Raw genomic sequence first — 18,435 nt, 5'->3', positions numbered from 1 at the left:
AGCGGATTGCTTGCAGGGGAGGACCGAAGCGATGGTGGACCTACGCTCGCTGAGTGCCGCCGACATGCTTGCTGGGTTGACGGACGCTGATTTGCAGAAGCTCGGCGCCATCGCCGAGGAGAGGCAGACCGCCCCGGGAGAACAATTGCTCAAGAGGGGAGACACGGCCGAGTCACTGTACCTGATTCGGGACGGCCGCTTCGCGCTGACCATCGCAATCGTCGCGGCCGGGCACCAGACCGAGGTGCCGATCGAGGAGAAGGGACGCGGCGACATGTTGGGGTGGTCGGCCCTGGTCGAACCTCGCACCTCGATCTACACGGCAGTGTGCACCTTGCCGGGAAGCGTGATCGTCATTCCCAGAGATGCCTTCCTGGTGCTCGCGGCTTCCGACGCCGGACTCGGCTATCGATTCATGATCAACCTCTGCCGGCTCATCAAGAGCAGGGCCAGCACCTTGCAGGCGCTCTGGATCGAAGAGGTCGAGCAGAGCATGTCGCGGGTGAAGTACTGGCTGAACCGGGGCCCGCGCAGCGATTCCGCTGCCGGCCGAAACGGCTGATCCAGTGCGGCGCCGCGGCGCTCAGCGAAGCGCCCGGGGCGGGAAGGCGACTCAGGCGCGGGCGCTGAGCCAGCGCGCGCGGGTCTCGGCGAGGGCCCGGATGTGCTCGGGCGTCGTGCCGCAGCAACCGCCGACCACCCGGACGCCCAGGTCCAGCAGCTCGCGCGCCCGCTCCGCCATGAACGCGGGCGATTCGCCGTAGATCGTCTTCCCGCCCACCACCGCGGGCCGGCCGGCGTTGGGCTGGATGATGACGGGCAGCCGCGTGGCGGCGACGAACTCGCGGGCCACCTTCACCATCGCCGCCGCGCCGTTGCCGCAGTTGGAGCCGACGACGGCCGCGCCCGCCGCGGCCAGGCCGGCGGCGGCGGCGGGCACGCTCGCGCCCATGATCGTGAAGAAGCCCCGCGGCGTCTCGTCGAAGGTCATCGTGGCAAGGATGGGCAGCTGCGGGGCGGCCTCTCTGGCGGCCGCGACGGCGAGCACAGCCTCGGCGAGGTCCGTCATCGTTTCGATGGAGAAGGCGTCGACGCCCGCCGCGGCCAGGGCGGCGGCCTGCCGGGCGAAGCCCGCCGCCAGCGCCGCGGGCTCGGTGTCGCCGTAGGGCTTCAGCAGCTTGCCCGTGGGACCGATGCTGCCGGACACGGCCGCGCGCGCGCCAGCGCCGCGCCGGGCGGCGGCCACGGCAGCAGCCACGATTTCCTCGAGCCGGTCGGCGAGGCCGTAGGCGGCCAGCTTCTGGGGCGAAGCGCCGAAGGTGTTGGTGACGACGAGGTCGGCCCCGGCCGCGGCGTAGGCGCGGGCGATCGCCTCGAGCCAGTCGGGGTGGGACAGGCTCAGGGCTTCGGGGCAGGACCCGGGTCCCATTCCCCGCTCGATGAGCTGCGTGCCCAGGGCGCCATCGCCGATCAGGACCTCGCCCGCCGCCAGGCGCTCGCCGAGGCCGCGCATCCTCAGCGCTGCCCCGCACCGGCGCCGCGGAGCAGGGCCTCCACCGTCTGCACCGCGTTGGCGCCGTCGAAGGCGTAGGCATCCGCCCCGATCTCCGCGGCGAAGGCCGCCGACAGCGGCGCACCGCCCACGACCACCTTGATCTTGCCGCTCAGGCCTTCCGCCCGCAGCAGCTCGACGACCCTGCCCATCACGGGCATCGTCGTCGTGAGCAGCGCGGACATGCCGATCAAGCCCGCCCCCTCGGCCTTCGCCGTGGCGACGAAGCGCTCGGGGGCGACGTCGCTGCCGAGGTCGATCACCTCGTAGCCGGCGCCGCGCAGCATGATGCCCACGAGGTTCTTGCCGATGTCGTGCAGGTCGCCCTGCACCGTGCCGATGACCACCTTGCCGCGCCCGGGCACGCCGGCCTGCTCGAGCAGGGGCTTGAGGAGCCCCAGCCCGGCGTACATCGCCCTGGCCGCGAGCAGCACGTCGGGCAGGAAGATCTCGTGCGCGCGGAAGCGCTGGCCGATCGCGTTCATCCCGGCGATGAGGCCCTCGTCGAGAATCCGCCCGGGTGGCGTCCCGGCCGCGATCGCCGCGGCGACCGCCGTCGCCGTCCGCTCGTCCTCGCCCGCCATCAACTCGGCCGCGACGCGTTCCAGGATCTCCATGCTCGCCCTCCCTGGATGTCTAGGATTGCAGGATGGTTCGAATCCGCTGGCGGCATCCCCGCGTGTCGCAGTCGGCACAGAAGGGATAGTCGTCCGCGAAGCTGTGGATGGCCCCCGGCCCCGCCACGATCACCCCCGAGATCGACTTCAGCGGCTCCATGAGGTAGCTCTCGCGCAGGGTGATGCCGATCGCCGCCGGCCGCAGTGCGGCGAAGAGCGCGCCTTGGCCGCTGAGGTGCCAGCCGCAGTAGCCAGGGCTGTAGCGCAGAAGCCGCGTCTGGCCGTTGAGGCCGCCTGTCTCGCCAAGGGCGCGGGCGTAGTTCCGCTGCAGCGAATCGGCGATCAGCTCGGCGCTCTCCGAGGCCGCGGCGTCGAGCATGGCGGCCAGGGCGAAGTCGCCGGCGGCGAAGAGCGATGCGATGCGCTCGGTGACCGGGGCGCCCAGCGTCAGGGCGAAGAGCGCCAGGCGCTCCGCGCGGGGAGCGATCTCGGCCAGCGGCGAGCGCTCGGCATTGCGACCCTCGCCGCAGTAGACCGCGGCGAAGTCCGCGCGGGAGAGCTCCTGGAGGAGACCGGTCGGCCGCGCGAGTCCCTCCAGGAGTCCGAGGGCCTCGGTGCAGAGCCCGGCCGTGCGCGGGTCCGCCGCCCGATCGCGCTTCACGCCCTGGGCGCGCAGCACCGCCTCCGGCGCCGGCACGAACTCGGCGGCGGTGAACCCGAAGACCTTTCTCATGCCGGGCGCTCCGGCAGCCTGGCGAGGCCGAAGCGGGCGGCCTCGGCCGTCATCAGGCGGATCAACTCGGCCTTCGTCTCCTGCGGCAGGCGCGAGGGCGCGTAGGCGGCCAGGTGGGCTGCGACCTCGCGGCGGGCGCGCGCGTCCAGCGAGAGGCCGCCCTCCTCCCGCCAGCGGGAGCGATTGGCGCGGTCGATGACGGGGCCCGGGAAGTAGTGCTCCGCGCGCAGGTGGCGCCGGGTGTGCGTGGAGATGAGCAGGTGGCCCTCGGCGAGCAGCTCCTCGAAGCGGGGCAGCGCCGGGAAGTCCTCCCTGGGCTCGATGCCGCGCGTGAGGCGCAGCGCCAGACCGCAGAGCTCGTTGTCCAGGACCAGCTTCTCCAGGCTCTGGCAGCTCTCGAAGTCCAGCATGCCCGGCCCGCTGACGTTGTTGATGCCGGCGAGCGCGGCGAGGGTGGCGCCCATCGCCGTCTCCGCGCCCGCCTGGGCGTCGAGGCGCTTGGCGTCGCTGAGACCGATGTAGGCCTGGGTGGGCAGACCGAGGTACTTCCCGATCTCGCAGTAGGCGCAGTCGATCATCTGGGTCTCGACCGCTCCCATCGGCGTGGTTTCGTAGCGGAGGTCGAAGGCCGCGGGCGAGCCGCCGTAGAGCGCGGGGGCGCCGGGGCGGACCAGTTGCGTCATCACGACGCCGCTGAGCGTTTCGGCGGTGTGCTGGACCAGCGCGCCCACCAGCGTGACCGGGGACATGAAGCCGGTGAGCGGCATCGAGATGTACTCGACGGGGACGCCCAGCTCGGCGCAGTCGACGAGGTTCTGGCTGGTGACGTCGCTCCACTTGAGGGGGGCGGTTGGGCAGACGCTGAACACGGTCAGCGGCTTCGCGGCGAGCGCCGCCGCGGAGCCGCGCACGGCGAGCTGGAGGTCGCGCATGAGGGCGAAGGACGCGATCGTGAAGGCGCCGGTGACGACCGGCTTCTCGCCGTAAAGCAGACTGAGGAAGAGTCGGTAGGAATCGGACACGCCTTCGGGTACGTCGGCGGGGATGAAGGCCGTGGCCTGGGAGGCCAGATGCGGCAGGCGGGAGACGAGCTTCACGAAGTCGACGTAGTCGACCGTCGTCGGCGGCCGCATCTCGCCGCTGTGCGCGTCCAGGACGTTGATGGCGGCCGAGCCCGGTGTGAAGTGGACCTTGTCACCCGCGAAATCGCAGGCCTCTTCCCCCAGCACATCGTAGAGCTTGAAGGCCGGAGCCGCCGTCTGGAGACCGCGATCGATCACGCTGGCGGGGAAGCGGACGCGCCGCGTGGCGCGATCGACCGCAGCCCCGTGCGCGGCCAGGCGGTCGAGCAGGCCCTCGTTGTGGATCTCCATGCCGAGCTTGGCGAGGATCTCCCTCGCCTCGTCGAGGATGCGGCCGATCAGGCTGTCGTCGAGCAGTCGCAGTCCGGGTCTCACGCGCTGGCCCCCCTTGCCGGCCGGGGCGCCCCAGCGCCCCGCAAGCGCGGCGAGCCTAGCACCCGAACCGCTCGGATGCCAGCGCTTGCTCAGGGGGCAGGATGCCGGCCGGGGCGAGTGTCCGCCTGGGGGTCGCAAGCGGCCGCGCGCATCTAGCCCGCGCGGCCGCGCGCGCCCCGTTCCGTTGCGCTTAGGAGCGCCCGCGGCGGCGGACAGCGGATGTCCACGGGCTCGCCCGTCTCCGGATGCGCGAAGGCGAGGCGGCAAGCGTGGAGCAGGTAGCCCGGCGCGCCGGGGCGAGCGGCATCCTCGCGCAGGCCGCCGCCCGCGGCGTAGAGCGGCTCCCCCACGAGCGGATGCCCGGCGGCCGCCAGGTGGATGCGAATCTGATGCGGCCGGCCGGTCGCAATGCCCACCTCGACGAGACTCTCCCCTTCCCTTCGCTCCAGCACGCACAGCTCGCTGCGCGCGGCCAGACCCGCGGGATGCGCGGCGTAGACCGCACCGAGCATCGGATGCGGAACGCGCCCGATCGGCATCTCGATCAGGCAGGAATCCTCCGTGGGACTGCCGGCGACGAGTGCGCGGTAGACCTTGCGGACGCGCCCTTCCCGCCAGGCCAGCGCGATCGCGCGCGCCGCGGCGGCCTTTCTCGTGAAGAGGACGACGCCCGAAGCCCCGCGATCGAGCCGGTGCAGCGGCGAGGCAGCGGGGAAGCGCTGGCGAACGAGCGCGAGCAGCGTGTGCTCGAGGTAGCCCCCGCCGGGCAGGGTCGGCAGGCCGATGGGTTTGGCGACGGCGACGAAGCCGGCGTCCTCGTACAGGATCTCGTAGCTGAGCGGCGCCGCGGGTTCCACCCAGGGCGGCCGCGCCCAGGTGACCGTGTCGCCGGACGCGAGTGCTGTGTCAGGCGTGGCCGGATCTCCGTTGACCCGAACTTGCCCCGCTGCGATGCGCTCCCGCCACTGGGCAGCACTGCCGTGCGGGTAGCGCCACGCGAGGTGCTCGAGCAGCGGGCGCCCGGCGCCGCGGGCGTCGATCCGTTCGGTGTAGGTGTAGCCCCGATTCAAGGTGGATCGCGGTCCTTCCTCAGTCGGCGCCACTCGCTCCCGGGCGATCAGGCGCGTCGGAGGCGCGCGTGGCGCGCTCCCGGATCGCGTTGGCGTAGCGCAAGACGCCATCCGCGTAGGAATCGATCGGATTGTAGCGGAAGATGCCCCGCCTTCTGGCCGCGGCGCTCGGACCGTAGCCATTGGCCTGCAGGTAACTCGCCACGCTGAAGACGGCGTCTGGCCAGTGATTGAGGTCGATGACTCCGTCGCCATCGCCATCCGCGGCGTGCCGGAACGAGGCCGGCATGAACTGGGGATAGCCGATCGCCCCAGCCCAGGATCCCAGCATGAGCGTGGGATGGGGCCCTTTGGCCTTGGCCAACCGCACGAGCGCGACCAGATTGGTGACCGCTCGCCGGGTCAGCTTCTGGATGCGATGAGCCTGCTCCTTCGGCGTCGTTGCTTCGAGGGTCCCCGGCCCGTCGATGGCGCGCTGCTCCTCGCGGGCAACCCGCATCGCCGGCTCGAGATAGAGCAGCTGGCCGAGCAGCACATCGAAGACGCGATGGCGACCCACGTGGCGCCCCAGCCCGGACTCCCACATCAGGATCGCCACGATGTCCTGCGGGGCGACCTCGTAGCGCGCTTCCGCCGCCCGCAGCAGCGCGTCGTGCTCCTGCAGGAAGTCGGTGCCGGCCTGCACTTGCTCCGCCTGCATCAGGCTGCGCACGAACTCGGCATGCTCCCGATCTTGATTGCGCTTGCTGCCGGGCACGGCATAGCGGAAGAGCGCCTTGCGGTCGACCAGGGGACCGGCCTGGTCGCAATAGGCGAGGAACTCCTCCGCGCTGACGGGCGCGCCCTCCCCGGCCGGGCTCTCCAGCCGCCGCAGGACCTCCGCAATATCAGGATTCGCCGGCGCGCCGCCCGGAAAGACAGCCGCCGCGGAGATCGCCCACTGCTCCTGGCCTTGCGCCTGGCCGGTCGTCGACCCGGCTACCAGGACAGCGAAGGCGAGGATCTGCCGCGAACGCATCACTCCCACCAGAACCTTCCCCGCGTCCGCGGCTCGGGCGCGAGCTCGTTCATCGTCTGCGGGTCGTAGAGGCGCCCGTTCGCCATCACGTAGCGGAGCTGGGTCGAGTTGCGGATGTCCGCGAGCGGATCGGCGCCCAAGACGACGAGGTCGGCGAGCTTGCCGGCCTCGATCGACCCCAGGTCCCCGTCCAGCCCCACGTACTGCGCGCCGGCAAGTGTTCCGCAGCGCAGCGCCTCGTGCGGCGTCATGCCGCCCTGGACGAAACTCCACAGCTCCCAGTGCGCGGCGAGCCCCTCGCGCTGGCCGTGGGCGCCGAGCTGCACCGACACGCCGGCATCGAGCAGCGCCTTCGCCACTTCGGCCGCCTTGATGTGATTCCACTCCTCAGCGGGCGCGAGCTGGCGCCGGCGCGCGCGGGCGTCGAGCAGCGGTCGCGGCACGAAACTCGCCAGCGGCTGCTCCTTCCAGACCTCGGTGTGCGCGTACCAGTAGTGCTCCCCGTCGAGCCCGCCGTAGGCGACGCCGAGGGTTGGCGTGTAGGTGACCGCGGTGCCGCCCCAGAGCTGCTCGACGTCGTCGTAGATCGCACCCTGCGGGAGCGCGTGCTCGATGCCGGTATGGCCGTCGACGACCATCGTCATCACGGCCGGAAAGAGCGCGCCGCCCTCGGGAATGACCATCATCCCGAGCTCGCGCGCAGCGGCCAGCACCTGCTGGCGCTGCTCGCGCCGCGGCTGGTTGTAGCTCTTCACCGTGATGGCGCCCATCGCCTGCATCCGCCGCAGGTGCGCGCGCGCATCGCCAAGCGAGTCGATCTCGGCGCGGTAGGCGCCCATCGCACCGTAGAGGATGGTGCCTGTCGAGAACACCCGCGGGGCGACGATCCTCCCCGCCTTCTGCAGGTCGGCGGCGGCGAAGACCTCGCGCGAGTCGTTCGAGGGGTCGTGCGCCGTGGTGACCCCGTAGCAGAGGTTGGCGTAGAGCTCCCAGCTCTCTTCGGGGATCCAGAGGTCGGAGCCGAAGGCGCCGTGCCAGTGCACGTCGACGAGACCCGGGATGACCGTGGCGCCCGCGATGTCGATGGTCTTCGCCCCGACCGGCACCGTCACTTCGCCGCGCCGGCCGACAGCCGCGATGCGATTGCCCCTGACGACCACGACACCGTCCTCGATCACCTCGCCTTCGCGCATGGTGACGAGCCGCCCGCCGACGAGCGCGATCGTGCCCGCCGGCTTGCCGTAGGGCACGTCGAAGGAGAGATCGATTCCCTCCGCCGCGGGCGCGGGGAGCGGCTCCGGCGCACCGGCGAGCCAGGCGAAGGAATCCGCGAGGTCGCGCGTGAGGAGCTGCGGCCCCAGCGACCAGTGCAGCCGCCGCGAGTCGCCCGACCAGCGCAGGTTGTCGCCGGCATCGCGCGCCACCTTGGCGAGCGGCATGGCGTCAGCCTTGGGGCCGATCTCGACGCTCCTCCCCGTGGGCACGAAGGGCGTGACGAACACCTGGTAGCGCTCGGCGAAGGCGAGCCACCTGCCGTCCGGCGAGACGCGGAACTCGACCGCCGCGGCGGAGCTCGCGTGCCTGCGCTCGTCGGAACCGTCGAGCTCGAGGGAAACGAGCGCGCGCTTGTCCTCCTCGCCCTCGCGCAGCAGGAAGACGCGCCGCGGGTCGGCGCCGAAGTGCGGGGCCTGGCCGGACTTGGTCACCAGCACCGGCGTGCCGCCCGCCCCCGCGACGGCGTAGATGCCGGGCGCCCGCCCCCACTCGCGCGAGCGCAGCCAGTTGCCTTCCGCCTTGCGGTAGACGACGGTCTTGCCGTCGGGCGAGAAGCAGGGCTCGAAGTAGTGGCCGGGCTCGGGGGTGAGCACCTTGCCCTCGCCGCCCGCCGCGGGGACGACGCGGATCGCCCCCAGCGCCTGGTCGTCGAAGCTGGCGTAGACGATCCACTTGCCGTCGCGCGAGAAGGCGGGAAAGGCCTCCATGTGGCTCTCCTGCCGCGTCAGCCGCCGCGCTTGGCCCGCGGGCAAGGGGCGAATCCAGAGCCGGCCCAGCGTCTCGAAAACGACCGACTTCCCATCGGGCGCCACCTCGACGCCGCGCAGCATCGTCGGGCGGAAGGTCTCGGGAGCAACGGCGACCGGATAGCGCAGCGCCGTCGCCACCTTGCGCGTCGACTGCACGTGGAAGGGGATCGTCGCCACGGCGCCGGTCTCGGCGTCCACCTTGCACAGCTTGCCGCCCGCCCAGACGACGATCGCCTGCGCGTCGGGCGTCCAGGCCATCTGCGGGTAGACGCCGTGGATCGCCCAGATCTCCTGGAGGTCGCGGTCGAGACCGGACCAGAGCGCGCGCTCGGCGCCCGAGGCGAGGTCCTGCACGAAGAGCGTCGATTGGAAGCGCACGCGGCGGATGAAGGCGAGCCGCTTGCCGTCGGGCGCGGGCGTCGGCCGGATCGCGCCGCCGGGGCCGGTCACCCAGTCGACGATCTCGCCCGTCTCGCGATCGAGGCGGCGGATGACGTAGATCTGCCCGTTCGCGTCCTTGTTGTACTCGAAGTGGTCCCCCGGCGTCGCGTCCTGGCTGAAGTAGAGGTAGCGGCCGTCGGGCGAGAAGGCCGGCTCGCCCAGGTCCTTCTGGTCGTTCGGCTTCTCGGTGAGCTGCAGCCCGGCGCCGCCCGTGCGGTGATAGAGCCAGATCTCGCCGGCGCCGGCCGAGCGGAACTTGGTGAAGTGCTTGCGCGCGGCGATCCACTCGCCGTCGGGCGACCAGGCGGGACTGTTCAGGAGGCGATAGCTCTCCTTGCTCACCTGCTGCGGGTTCGCGCCGTCGCGATCCACGATCCAGAGGTTGTCGGCGCCGCCGCGGTCCGAGGTGAAGGCGATCGAGGCGCCGTCCGGCGACCAGCGCGGCTGCTCGTCCCAGGCCAGGCCCGTGGTGATCGCCTTTGCCTCGCCACCCGCGATCGGCAGCGTGTAGAGATCGCCGAGCAGGTCGAAGACCAGCGTGCGCCCGTCGGGCGAGACGTCCACCGACATCCAGGTGCCCTCCTCGACGTCGATCGCCACCTCCTGCCAGTCCCAGTCGCCCTCGGGATCCTCGACCGACCACCTCTGCTCTTGGGGATGGTCGTCGCCGGCGAGAGCGGGCGCGGCGAGCGGAGCGGCGAGGGCGAGACAGTGCAGGAGCGCGCGGCGGATGAAGCGGAACATGCGGGCCTCCGAAGGCGCGGATGGCGCGGCAACGGCGCTGTAGAGGGAAATCGGCGGCGCCAAGTATGCGTCCGGCTCGCGCGCCTGTCAACGCGAGCGCCCTGCTGAGGGCGGCGGGGGCGACCACGCGATCGATCTCGCCGAATCCCCGGCGGGGCTGCGCGACCGCTGCGCGGAGCGCGCCTAGGCGGAGGGCTTCTTGGCAGGGCCCTTCGCCGCGCCCGCCTGGCCCGCGAGCACCTGCGCCGCGAGGGCATCGGCCGCCGGGCCGGCCTTGATCTCCGCTGCCGATGCCACCATGACGAAGACGCGGATGTTGTTGCTGCCGCTGTCCGCCGGGAAGAGGAAGAAGCCGCTGCGCGTCGGGTTGTAGGTCAGCGAGTAGCCGCACTCGAGTTCGCCATCGCGAAAGAGCACCGCCACCTTCTTGCCCTTGGAGGTCTCGGGTGGGGCCGCAAGGAAGCCCTGGAGCTTGGGTCGCTCGCGGTCGCCCTCGAAGGTCTTGACGAAGTAGAGCGCCTTGAGCTGGTCGCAGCGAACCTCGCGCGCCTCGGTGCTGCCGATCGGGAACAGGTGGAACAACTGACCCGTGGGATTGAAGTCCCAGGTGTTGCCCTTGATGACGCTGCCATCGCCGAAATGGGCGACAACGCGCAGTGCTTCTGGCATGCGGATCCTCCCTTGACGGTACGCTGCGCGCGCCTACTTGCGCCGCGCCGCCTTCAGCCGGAACTTGACGTGCTCGGGGCCGACCTTCTTGCCCGTCGGCACCAGCTCCACCGCCGCGCCGACCTGGGCCGCCTGGCCCTTGCGCAGCTCCAGGACGCCGAACAGGCTGCCGACGGTGCCCGGATAGCCCACCTGCGCGACGACGACGGGCGCGTCCAGCAGATGCCCGGAACGGTCCTCATGGACCTCGGTGAAGGACAGCACGACGCCCGACGCCACATTGACCGCGCGCGCCTGCTTGTCCACGTCGAGCAGCACCATGCCGAACTCGCAGAAGGCCGTCGGCGGCACGTGCACGGCCTCGCAGTGCGAGCACCAGGTGCCGCTGAGCCTGCCCTTGGCCAGATCGGCGTAGAAGCGGCTGCCGCCCAGCCCGGCCGTGTAGAGGTACTCCATGGGGATCCTGCCCGGGAACGACTTGGCCGACGCGGCGTCGATCTCCGCGGGCTTGATCGGCTTGACGGTGCGCAGGTTTCTCTCCCGGGTCCCCAGCGGCCGGAAGTACTTGATGTCCAGCACGGAGCCTTCCCGGTCCTTCGCGTCCTTCCAGACTGCCCTGACCTTCATGCCGATCTTCACGTCCTTCGCGCTCACCTCGCCCAGCCTGTGCACCAAACCCATCTCGGGCGCCGCGCCGTCGATGGCGATCACCGCGAAGACGTCCACCCGTCCCCTCGGCAGGGGCGAGGAGTCCCAGTTCACGTGCGACAGCGTGTAGGTCTGCACCGTGCCCGTGTCGGGCAGCTCGCAGTAGTCGTGCACCGGCTGCAGATTGCAGAGCTCGCAGAAGGACCGCGGGGGAATCATGATGCGCCCGCAACCCGTGCAGCGCGAGCCGCGCAGGGCGCCCTGCTTGAACCCTTCCAGATAGCTCGTCAGCGCGTAGCCGTTGTCGTAGGAGTAGCGCAGGTCGGGCTTGTAGGCGATGTGCGGCACGTCCTGCACCTGCTTGAGCGGCGTCGCCGGCAGGTCCTTCGCGGTCATCGCGCCCCAGCGGCCGTGCCCCGACGGCAGCGCGCCCTCGGAGGACATGACCACGACGGTGCCGACCTGCATCAAGTCGCCCCAGGCCTGCGCCACACCGCGGTGGGCGCTCTTGGCGACCTGCCGCTTGCCGGCCTGGCCGGAGAGCTGGAAGTACAGCTCGGCGATCTTCATCAGGCCCGTGGCGGCGATCGGATTGCCCACGCCCAGCGCGCCGCCCGAGGGGCAGATCGGATGGCTGCCGTCGCGCGCAAATGCGCCGGCGTCGAAGAGCTCGCGCACCTTGCGGCCCGACTTGTCCAGAAGCAGGGCGTTCATGTGGTGCAGGGCCTTGTAATTGAAGGGGTCGTAGGGCTCGTAGATGTCGATCTCCGTGTCCGGCTTGGTGATGCCGGCCATCGCATAGGCGTCCTGGGCCGCCATCGCCACGTAGTTCGGATAGGCCAGGTCGCGCGTGCACCAGTAGGCGGTCTCCAGGCGGAAGCCGACGCCGTCGATGAAGACGGGCGCCTTCGAGTGCGTGCGCGCCACGCGCTCGTTGCAGAGGACGATGGCGACGGCGCCGTCGGACGTCGGGCTGATGTCCCGGCGCTTGACCGGCCAGGAGAGCACCGGCGAGGAAAGGACGTCCTTGACGGTGATCTTCTCGGCGACCTGAGCGGCCGGGTGGTGCAGGGCGTTGCCCTTGCAGAGCACCGAGATCTCCGCCAGGTCCCGCTCGCTGTAGCCGTAGATGTGCATGAAGCGGCACATCTCGATGCCGAAGATGTGCAGCAGCGTCAGCTCCAGGGGCTGCTCGGTGGTGTGGTCGAAGATCGTCAGGAAGGCGCCGGCCGGGTGCGGGACGCAGGGCGACATCTTCTCCTCGGCAACGACCAGGCAGGTCTTGTACTTGCCGGAAGCGACGTGCATCCAGCCGTGGATCGGACTGAACACGCCGGTGCCGCCGCCGACGAAGTGCCGCAGGTAGGGCTTGCCGACGGCGCCGGCGCCGGCGATCAGGTGCTCGCCGTTCATGTGGACGCCGTCGAAGGCATCGGGCGCCGTGCCCAGGCAGACCGCGTCGATGTCGTCGATCGTGAGCCCAGCATCCGCCAGCGCCATCTGCACGGCCTGAGCGGCCAGCTCGCCGGGGGTCTCCTTGGCGCGACGGACGAACTTGGTCATGCCCGCGCCGATCACTGCGACTCGATTACTCATGGCTGCCTCCGTTCGCGTCGAGGATGACCACGGCGCAGGAATCCGTGGGCAGGCCGCGCCAGCCGTGGACCAGCGCGGTCTTGGCGCCCTCGACCTGATGGGCGCCCGCCTCGCCGCGCAGCTGCCGGACCGCGTCGTAGAAGCGCGCGCCGCCCGTGGCCTCGAAGAGGTCGCCCATGCCCTGGGCGCCGCCGTCGGGATTGATGAAGGGCAGGAACTCCGGGCCGAGCCCCAGGGCCTCCATGTGCATGAGCTGCCGGTGGGCGTAGAGGTCCGCCACATAGGCCAGATCCAGCTCGGACTCGGGCGCGGTGATCGCGGCCTCCGCGTAGGCCGTCTGCGCCGCAAGCTGGGTGCCCCTGGACACGTAGTGGGCGCGCCGCTCGATGATCGAGTTGCCCGATGCCCAGCCCGTGCCGGAGATGTAGACCGGCTTGGACGCCGTCTCCAGGGCGACCTCCTCGCTGCCCAGGACCACGATCACGGCGGCGTCGGCGGGGCGCGCGACCATCAGCTCCGTGACCGGCGTGGCCAGCGGGCGACTGCCCAGCACGTCCGCCGTGCTCAGCTTCTCGCCGTAGGGCGCCAGGGGATTGCCCAGGCAGCGGCGGCGGCTGCGCGCGGCGATCTCCGCGACGTCGGCGGCCGAGAAGACGGAGTTCTGGACGAACTGCTGCATCTCGATGCCGGCCAGGTAGTGCGGCGACAGACCGAAGCGGTTGTAGGTGGGATCCAGCGCGAAGTGCAGGATCTCGTCCTTGGTCAGCAGGTTCGAGGCCTTGCTGTAGCCCTCCACGACGAGGAGCTTGAAGCGCCCGGTCTGGATCTGCATGACGGCCGAACAGATGCCGTGCGTGAAGTCCCCGTTGATCGTGTAGACGGGCTTGCGGACCATGCCCAACTGATCCGGGGTGTACTCATCGGCGATCGAGTAACCCGAGATGAAGTCCTCTTCGCAGCTGACGGCGCCTTCGATCTGTTCCGCGGTGACTCCCGCCTCTTCATAGGCGGCCATCGCCGCCTTGGCGATCAGCTCCCGGTACGACAGCCCACTCGAGGTGGGAAAAGCTCCGCAGATGCCGACGCCCATGACGACAACACCCATGATTCGCTCCTTGTCTGTGCAAACCCAGGTCCGTACGGATTATCGGCCGCGTGCGATCATAGGTCAGCAGGTGAATACTGTCAACGCGACGGGCCCGCTCGGCAGCGGCGAACGCCACGATGCGGGCGAGTCCAAGCGAGATGCGCAGCTTCTTGCTGCTTAGCTGAATGCGGGGCAACGGCAGCGGCGCCCGCGCTGCCGGGGAGGCGCGCGCTCACACGTCGCGTGCCTCCCGCGCCCAGCGCAGGATCTCCCGCCACGAGGGCTCCTTGCCGTACATGAGCATCGCCACCGCGAAGATCCGCCCCGCCAGCCGGCGGAGCAGCACGATGCCGCCGGCCAGCAGGAGAAGCGCGAGCACGATCTCGACCGCCGGCACCGAGCCCAGGACGAGCCGAGCCGGCAGCACCGCGGAGGAGGTCCCGGGGAGCACACTCAGAATGCGCAGGATCGGGGAGTCGGGCTTGCCGAGGGCGAAGAACGCCAGGGCCACGGGGATGAACGGCAAGAGCATCACCGTGGAGCGAGACGAGGTGTTGGGATCGTTGATCGTCGCCGCGACGGCGGCGAAGAAGCAGTTCCAGAACAGGACCCCGAGGATCGAGAAGAGGGCGAAGAGCAGGGTCGCTGCCGGCTCCAGGGTCGGCAGCGCCAGGGGCTGTCCCGCCAGCAGCCGCGGCACGAGGACGGTGATCACGACCGTGAGCCCGAAGCCGATCGTGCCCAGGAATGCGGTGGCCGTGATGCCGAGGAGCTTGCCGTCGATCCAGGTCTGCGGCCTGATCGCCGACACGACCTGCTCGGTGACCCGCAGCTGCTTCTCGCCGGTGATCGCGGTGAAGAAGTACGCGAAGCCGAGATAGATGGCCGAGATCATGAGCCCGATGAGGATCCCCGCCGTCAGCTTCGCGGCCTTGCTCGAAGGGCGCGCGCCGGAGTCCTGGAAGCTGACCGTGAGATCGACCGGCGCCAGGATGTGCGCCAGGTCCGCCGGGGACAGGGCCGCCGCCTGCAGGGCGGCCTGCCGCCGGGCCGCGGTGAGGAGCTCGAAGAGCTCCGCGCGCCAGGGCGGCTCCCGGGGAACGATCAGCTCGGCGCGCTCGAGTCCGTCCAGGATCAGGAGCCCATCGATCGCCCGGCGCGCGACCGCGTCCCGCAGCTCCGGCTCGCCCCGCTCCCGCGCGGCCTCGAGCCGGAGCCGGCTCCCCGGGGCCGGGGTGAGCGGCAGCGACTCGCCGTGCATCACTGCGAGGCGAACGGGCGCGGCATCGCCGCGGTTGATGAGCTTCGTCACCCCGTAGAAGGCGAGCCCGATGCCGACGCCGACGAGCAGCGAGAGGAGCTGATCGCGGAGCTTGAAGAAGCGCCGGAACTCCCAGCCCGCCACCGTCCAGACCAGTCGCGTCTGATTCACTGCGCGGCCTCCCTGCCGCCGCCGCGCCCCGTGATCGCCTGCACGTAGATGTCGTGCAAGGTCGCTTGCTCGGAACGCACGTCGAGGATGTCGAGCCGCCCGCCGACCCCGGCCAGGAAAGCGCCGAGCGAAGCCCCGTCGCCGAGGACGACCGCCAGCTCGTCGGGCGCCGGCCGCTCCACCGCGCGGACGGCCGGCAGATCGGCGAGCGCTCCTTCCGGCGCCTCCCCGCGCAGGCGAAAGACGATCCTTCGGCTCGCGCCCGCCCGCTGGCGGAGCTCGGACAGGGTGCCCGCGAGCACCTCGCGCCCGGCGTCCATGAGCAGGACGCGATCCGCCACGCGCTCCACGAGCTGCATCTGGTGCGCGCTGAGCAGGATCGTCATGCCCTCCGCGCGCAGCTCGCGCAGGAGATCGAGGAAGGCCTCCTGGTTCACGGGATCGAGGCCGGAGAACGGTTCGTCGAGCACGGCGAAGAGCGGACGGTGCACGATGGCGGCGATGAACTGCACCTTCTGCTGATTGCCCTTGGACAGGGCGTCGAGCTTCTCCCCCGCGCGCTCGGCCAGACCCAGGCGGCGCAGCCATTCGCGCGAGGCCGCTTCGGCCGCGGGCCGGGGGAGTCCGCGCAGCTGCCCGAAGTAGACGAGCGTGCGCAGGATGGGCAGGTCCTTGTACAGGCCCCGATCTTCGGGGAGATAGCCGAGGTCGGCCGGCTGCGGCCAGGAGCGCGGCGCCGGACTTGGCGCGGCCGGCGCCCACTCGCCGGCCGCGGGAGTGCGCAGCGCCTGGTAGGCGATCGTTCCCGCGTCGGGCCGGAGAACTCCCGTGAGCATGCGCACGAGCGTCGTCTTGCCGGCGCCGTTGGGACCGAGGAGCGCGAAGATCTCCCCCCGGCGCACCGCGAACGAGATGCCGTCGACCGCGGAGACGGCCGCGAAGCGCTTGACGGCCGACTGCACGGTCACGATCACGCCGTCGCCGGCGGCGGTCCGGCGCGAGTCGACGGCCGCATCTGGAATGCCTCGCTGCATCTGCTCCTGCCAGTCCTGGCTGGAGGCCGCGATTCGCTGCGCGCGATCGGCGTGCCCCCGCGGATCTCTCGGGTCGCATCGAGTATGCGTGCGGCTCCCGCACGCGTCAATGCGAGCGCCGGCCTGAGCGCGCTGGCGGCAGGCCCGGTCGCGATCAGCGCCCGAGAACCTCCACCAGCCCATCGAATTCCGGCGGCGCCGCAGCGCAGCGCAATCCGGTGGCGGGGTCGAGCTGGATGGCGGCCCAGTAGCTGACCCGGCTGCGGCGCTCCGCGGCCGTCATCGCCCGCAGGGGCTGCCCGAGCGCCTCGACGCCGGCGACGACGTCGGGGGCGAAGGCGTCGGCTTCAATGGCCTGGCGGGCGTACTCGCTCGCCTCCCCGCCCCACCAGGGCCCCCAGAAGCGGGGCATGGCCATCGACTGCCGCGGGGTGAGGCCGCAGTCGAGGATGTCGACCACGGCCTGCAGCATGCACTCGTGCAGCGCGTTGCCGATGGCGCCGGCGGCGAGCACCGGCTGGCCGTCGCGCAGCGCGATGACCGGGTTGACGACGTTGGGCAGCCGCTGCCCCGCTCCGGCGCGCGCCATCATGTCCTGCTGGAAAGACGCCGGGTCGGGAATCGACACGCCATCGACGAAGATGCCGGTCGCGCCCCACAGGCTGGTGTTGATCGAGTGCACCAGGACCGTGATGTCGCCCGCCGCATCCACCACCACGATGCAGTCGGAGTGGCCGCCGCTCGCCGGCGCCGGTGGCGGCGAGAGCTCCGCCGCCAGCTTCGCTTCCCATCCCGGCGACTGCAGCCGCTGCCACAGCGCCGCGGCGTGGGCGGGCTCGATCCGCGCGCCCGGGGCGATCCAGGGGATGGGCTGGGGCCGGCCGGGATCGGGCTGGTAGACGGGCGAGTAGGTGAGGACGTAGCCGGCCCGGCACACCTGGATGAACCGGTGCAGCGCCGCGGCATCGCGGCTGTAGTGCGGATCGCGCGGCAGCCCGGCCAGCGCGAGCAGGTTGAGCCCCTCCACCAGCTGGACGCCACCCAGCTCCGAGCCGCCCAGGGTCGACAGCGCGAACCCGTGGTAGGCCATCCGCAGCGGCGGCTCGAAGCGCGCCCGGTACCCGGCCAGGTCCTCCGCCGTCAGGCGCCCGCCTTCCGCGCGCACCGCGTCGACGCAGCGGGCGGCCCACTCCCCGGTGTAGAAAGGCGCCGAACGCAGCTCGGCCAGCGCGCGCAGCGTCGCGGCCAGGGTCGTCTGCTGAAGGCGGTCCCCGGCGACCGGCAGGCGGCCCTCGCGCAGGAAGATGGCGCGGGCGGCCTCGGTGCGCGACAGCAGGGCCTCGCGCGCCTTCAGGATCCGCGCCAGGAAGGCGTCGACCACGAAGCCCGTGTCGGCCAGCGCGATCGCCGGCTGCACCAGGGTCGACCAGGGAAGCCGGCCGAAACGGCCGTGCAGCGAGTCGAGGCCGGCGGTGAACCCGCCGACCAGCGCCGTGCGACCGCTCGGGGTCGGCGCGCGCGGGATCGACAGCGGATCGGTCTCCGCGCGCGGGATGTCGAAGCCGGCGTTGAGGGCCACCACCTCGCCGGTCGCCGCCTCGTAGTGCAGCGCGTAGAGCATGCCCGCGAAGCTGTCCCAGGCGCCGGCGCACAGCACCGTCTGCGCGAGCGCGATGGTCACGGCGGCGTCGGCCGAACTGCCGCCTGCCCGCAGCGCGGTGGCGCCGGCCTGGATCGCCTTCGCCCCCGAGGTCGCAGCGATCATCGCCTGAGCGCGCGCGCAGGCCCCCTTGGGTTGGCCGTAGCCGGCAGCGGCCGCGCCTGCGCAGGGCGGCCCCGGCTCCTCGGCCAGCGCGTAGGCCATGATCGCCACCGCGGCGACGTTCTGCGCGAGGGCCTTGCCGTCGATCTTGTCGAAGGTGTCGGCCGGGCTGTGGTGATAGTCGAAGTAGCGGGCCGAGTCGACCCGGTGCCCGATGCCGACCACCCCCTGCTCGACGAGAGTGGAAACGTCGACGCCGCTGCCGCCGGGCCCGATGTCGGCCGCGTCCAGGAGCGCCAGCAGCGGGGCCGCGAGGTCGCGCAGGCGCAGGACCGTGAGCGAGTCGGCCTCCACCCGGAAGCCGACGGGCCGAAAGCCCCCCGAGTCGCATTCGAGCGCCGCGCGATGGCAGGCCAGCTCCTCCGCGTGGGCGGCGGCGTAGGCCTTGGCGCCGGCCTGGGTCTGCTCCTCGTCCGCGAAGAGAACCAGGCGCAGCGTGCGGCGTGGGACGAGTCCCAGCTCGCGCAGCAGGCGGACGGCTTCCCAGGCGA

At 71.4% G+C, this 18,435-nt stretch carries 14 protein-coding genes; 1 reads left to right on the top strand and 13 read right to left on the bottom strand.

The annotated features are described in order from the left end of the window. The first annotated feature begins 31 nt into the window (after positions 1-31). Positions 32-562, top strand: a complete 531-nt coding sequence (locus FJ251_01535) for a cyclic nucleotide-binding domain-containing protein (GenBank protein MBM4116412.1) — start codon at positions 32-34, stop codon at positions 560-562. Positions 563-613: 51 nt separating this feature from the next. On the opposite strand, the gene FJ251_01530 is transcribed toward FJ251_01535, so the two are convergent. The 13 genes from FJ251_01530 to FJ251_01470 all read right to left on the bottom strand — a co-directional run. Continuing rightward, on the bottom strand, positions 614-1,513 hold the full coding sequence (locus FJ251_01530; GenBank protein MBM4116411.1) for a methionine synthase: 900 nt from the start codon (positions 1,511-1,513) through the stop codon (positions 614-616). Between the two features lie 2 nt (positions 1,514-1,515). Beyond that, the gene (locus FJ251_01525) at positions 1,516-2,169 is read right to left on the bottom strand and encodes a cobalamin-binding protein (GenBank protein MBM4116410.1); all 654 of its coding nucleotides are present in this window, start codon (positions 2,167-2,169) and stop codon (positions 1,516-1,518) included. 19 nt (positions 2,170-2,188) lie between these two features. After that, positions 2,189-2,902, bottom strand: a complete 714-nt coding sequence (locus tag FJ251_01520; GenBank protein MBM4116409.1) for a hypothetical protein — start codon at positions 2,900-2,902, stop codon at positions 2,189-2,191. Further along, a complete protein-coding gene (locus FJ251_01515; GenBank protein MBM4116408.1) occupies positions 2,899-4,626 on the bottom strand; it encodes a hypothetical protein in 1,728 nt (575 codons plus the stop codon). The genes FJ251_01520 and FJ251_01515 overlap by 4 nt, the downstream gene beginning before the upstream one ends. Beyond that, on the bottom strand, positions 4,512-5,540 hold the full coding sequence (locus tag FJ251_01510; protein ID MBM4116407.1) for an RluA family pseudouridine synthase: 1,029 nt from the start codon (positions 5,538-5,540) through the stop codon (positions 4,512-4,514). The genes FJ251_01515 and FJ251_01510 overlap by 115 nt, the downstream gene beginning before the upstream one ends. Continuing rightward, on the bottom strand, positions 5,449-6,447 hold the full coding sequence (locus FJ251_01505) for a hypothetical protein (GenBank protein MBM4116406.1): 999 nt from the start codon (positions 6,445-6,447) through the stop codon (positions 5,449-5,451). The genes FJ251_01510 and FJ251_01505 overlap by 92 nt, the downstream gene beginning before the upstream one ends. Beyond that, entirely contained in the window at positions 6,447-9,656 is a 3,210-nt protein-coding gene (locus FJ251_01500) for an amidohydrolase family protein (protein MBM4116405.1), read from the bottom strand. The genes FJ251_01505 and FJ251_01500 overlap by 1 nt, the downstream gene beginning before the upstream one ends. A gap of 183 nt (positions 9,657-9,839) precedes the next feature. Further along, entirely contained in the window at positions 9,840-10,325 is a 486-nt protein-coding gene (locus tag FJ251_01495) for a hypothetical protein (GenBank protein ID MBM4116404.1), read from the bottom strand. A gap of 33 nt (positions 10,326-10,358) precedes the next feature. Further along, positions 10,359-12,569 (bottom strand): thiolase domain-containing protein, encoded by a 2,211-nt coding sequence (locus FJ251_01490; GenBank protein MBM4116403.1) that lies wholly within the window; start codon positions 12,567-12,569, stop codon positions 10,359-10,361. Beyond that, positions 12,562-13,674, bottom strand: a complete 1,113-nt coding sequence (locus FJ251_01485) for a hypothetical protein (GenBank protein MBM4116402.1) — start codon at positions 13,672-13,674, stop codon at positions 12,562-12,564. Before FJ251_01485 ends, FJ251_01490 begins: the two co-directional genes overlap by 8 nt. Before the next feature lie 214 nt (positions 13,675-13,888). Then, the gene (locus FJ251_01480) at positions 13,889-15,088 is read right to left on the bottom strand and encodes an ABC transporter permease (protein MBM4116401.1); all 1,200 of its coding nucleotides are present in this window, start codon (positions 15,086-15,088) and stop codon (positions 13,889-13,891) included. Continuing rightward, the gene (locus FJ251_01475) at positions 15,085-16,305 is read right to left on the bottom strand and encodes an ABC transporter ATP-binding protein (GenBank protein ID MBM4116400.1); all 1,221 of its coding nucleotides are present in this window, start codon (positions 16,303-16,305) and stop codon (positions 15,085-15,087) included. Before FJ251_01475 ends, FJ251_01480 begins: the two co-directional genes overlap by 4 nt. Beyond that, the coding region (locus tag FJ251_01470) for a M28 family peptidase (protein ID MBM4116399.1) at positions 16,277-18,435 on the bottom strand (2,159 nt) is incomplete at its 5' end. The genes FJ251_01470 and FJ251_01475, both read right to left, overlap by 29 nt.

This window comes from bacterium (assembly GCA_016873475.1).
Taxonomy (GTDB): Bacteria; Krumholzibacteriota; Krumholzibacteriia; order JACNKJ01; family JACNKJ01; genus VGXI01.
The sequence above is the reverse complement of the archived record's forward strand: the minus strand, read 5'-3'. Positions and strand labels throughout refer to the sequence as shown.

Excerpts from the sequence above, each read along its gene's own strand:
- FJ251_01530 (MBM4116411.1), bottom strand. The coding sequence starts at position 1,513 with ATGCGCGGCCTCGGCGAGCGCCTGGCGGCGGGCGAGGTCCTGATCGGC.
- FJ251_01490 (MBM4116403.1), bottom strand. The coding sequence starts at position 12,569 with ATGAGTAATCGAGTCGCAGTGATCGGCGCGGGCATGACCAAGTTCGTC.
- FJ251_01510 (MBM4116407.1), bottom strand. The coding sequence starts at position 5,540 with ATGGCGTCTTGCGCTACGCCAACGCGATCCGGGAGCGCGCCACGCGCG.
- FJ251_01505 (MBM4116406.1), bottom strand. The coding sequence starts at position 6,447 with ATGCGTTCGCGGCAGATCCTCGCCTTCGCTGTCCTGGTAGCCGGGTCG.
- FJ251_01500 (MBM4116405.1), bottom strand. The coding sequence starts at position 9,656 with ATGTTCCGCTTCATCCGCCGCGCGCTCCTGCACTGTCTCGCCCTCGCC.
- FJ251_01485 (MBM4116402.1), bottom strand. The coding sequence starts at position 13,674 with ATGGGTGTTGTCGTCATGGGCGTCGGCATCTGCGGAGCTTTTCCCACC.
- FJ251_01475 (MBM4116400.1), bottom strand. The coding sequence starts at position 16,305 with ATGGGCTGGTGGAGGTTCTCGGGCGCTGATCGCGACCGGGCCTGCCGC.
- FJ251_01495 (MBM4116404.1), bottom strand. The coding sequence starts at position 10,325 with ATGCCAGAAGCACTGCGCGTTGTCGCCCATTTCGGCGATGGCAGCGTC.
- FJ251_01520 (MBM4116409.1), bottom strand. The coding sequence starts at position 2,902 with ATGAGAAAGGTCTTCGGGTTCACCGCCGCCGAGTTCGTGCCGGCGCCG.
- FJ251_01525 (MBM4116410.1), bottom strand. The coding sequence starts at position 2,169 with ATGGAGATCCTGGAACGCGTCGCGGCCGAGTTGATGGCGGGCGAGGAC.
- FJ251_01535 (MBM4116412.1), top strand. The coding sequence starts at position 32 with ATGGTGGACCTACGCTCGCTGAGTGCCGCCGACATGCTTGCTGGGTTG.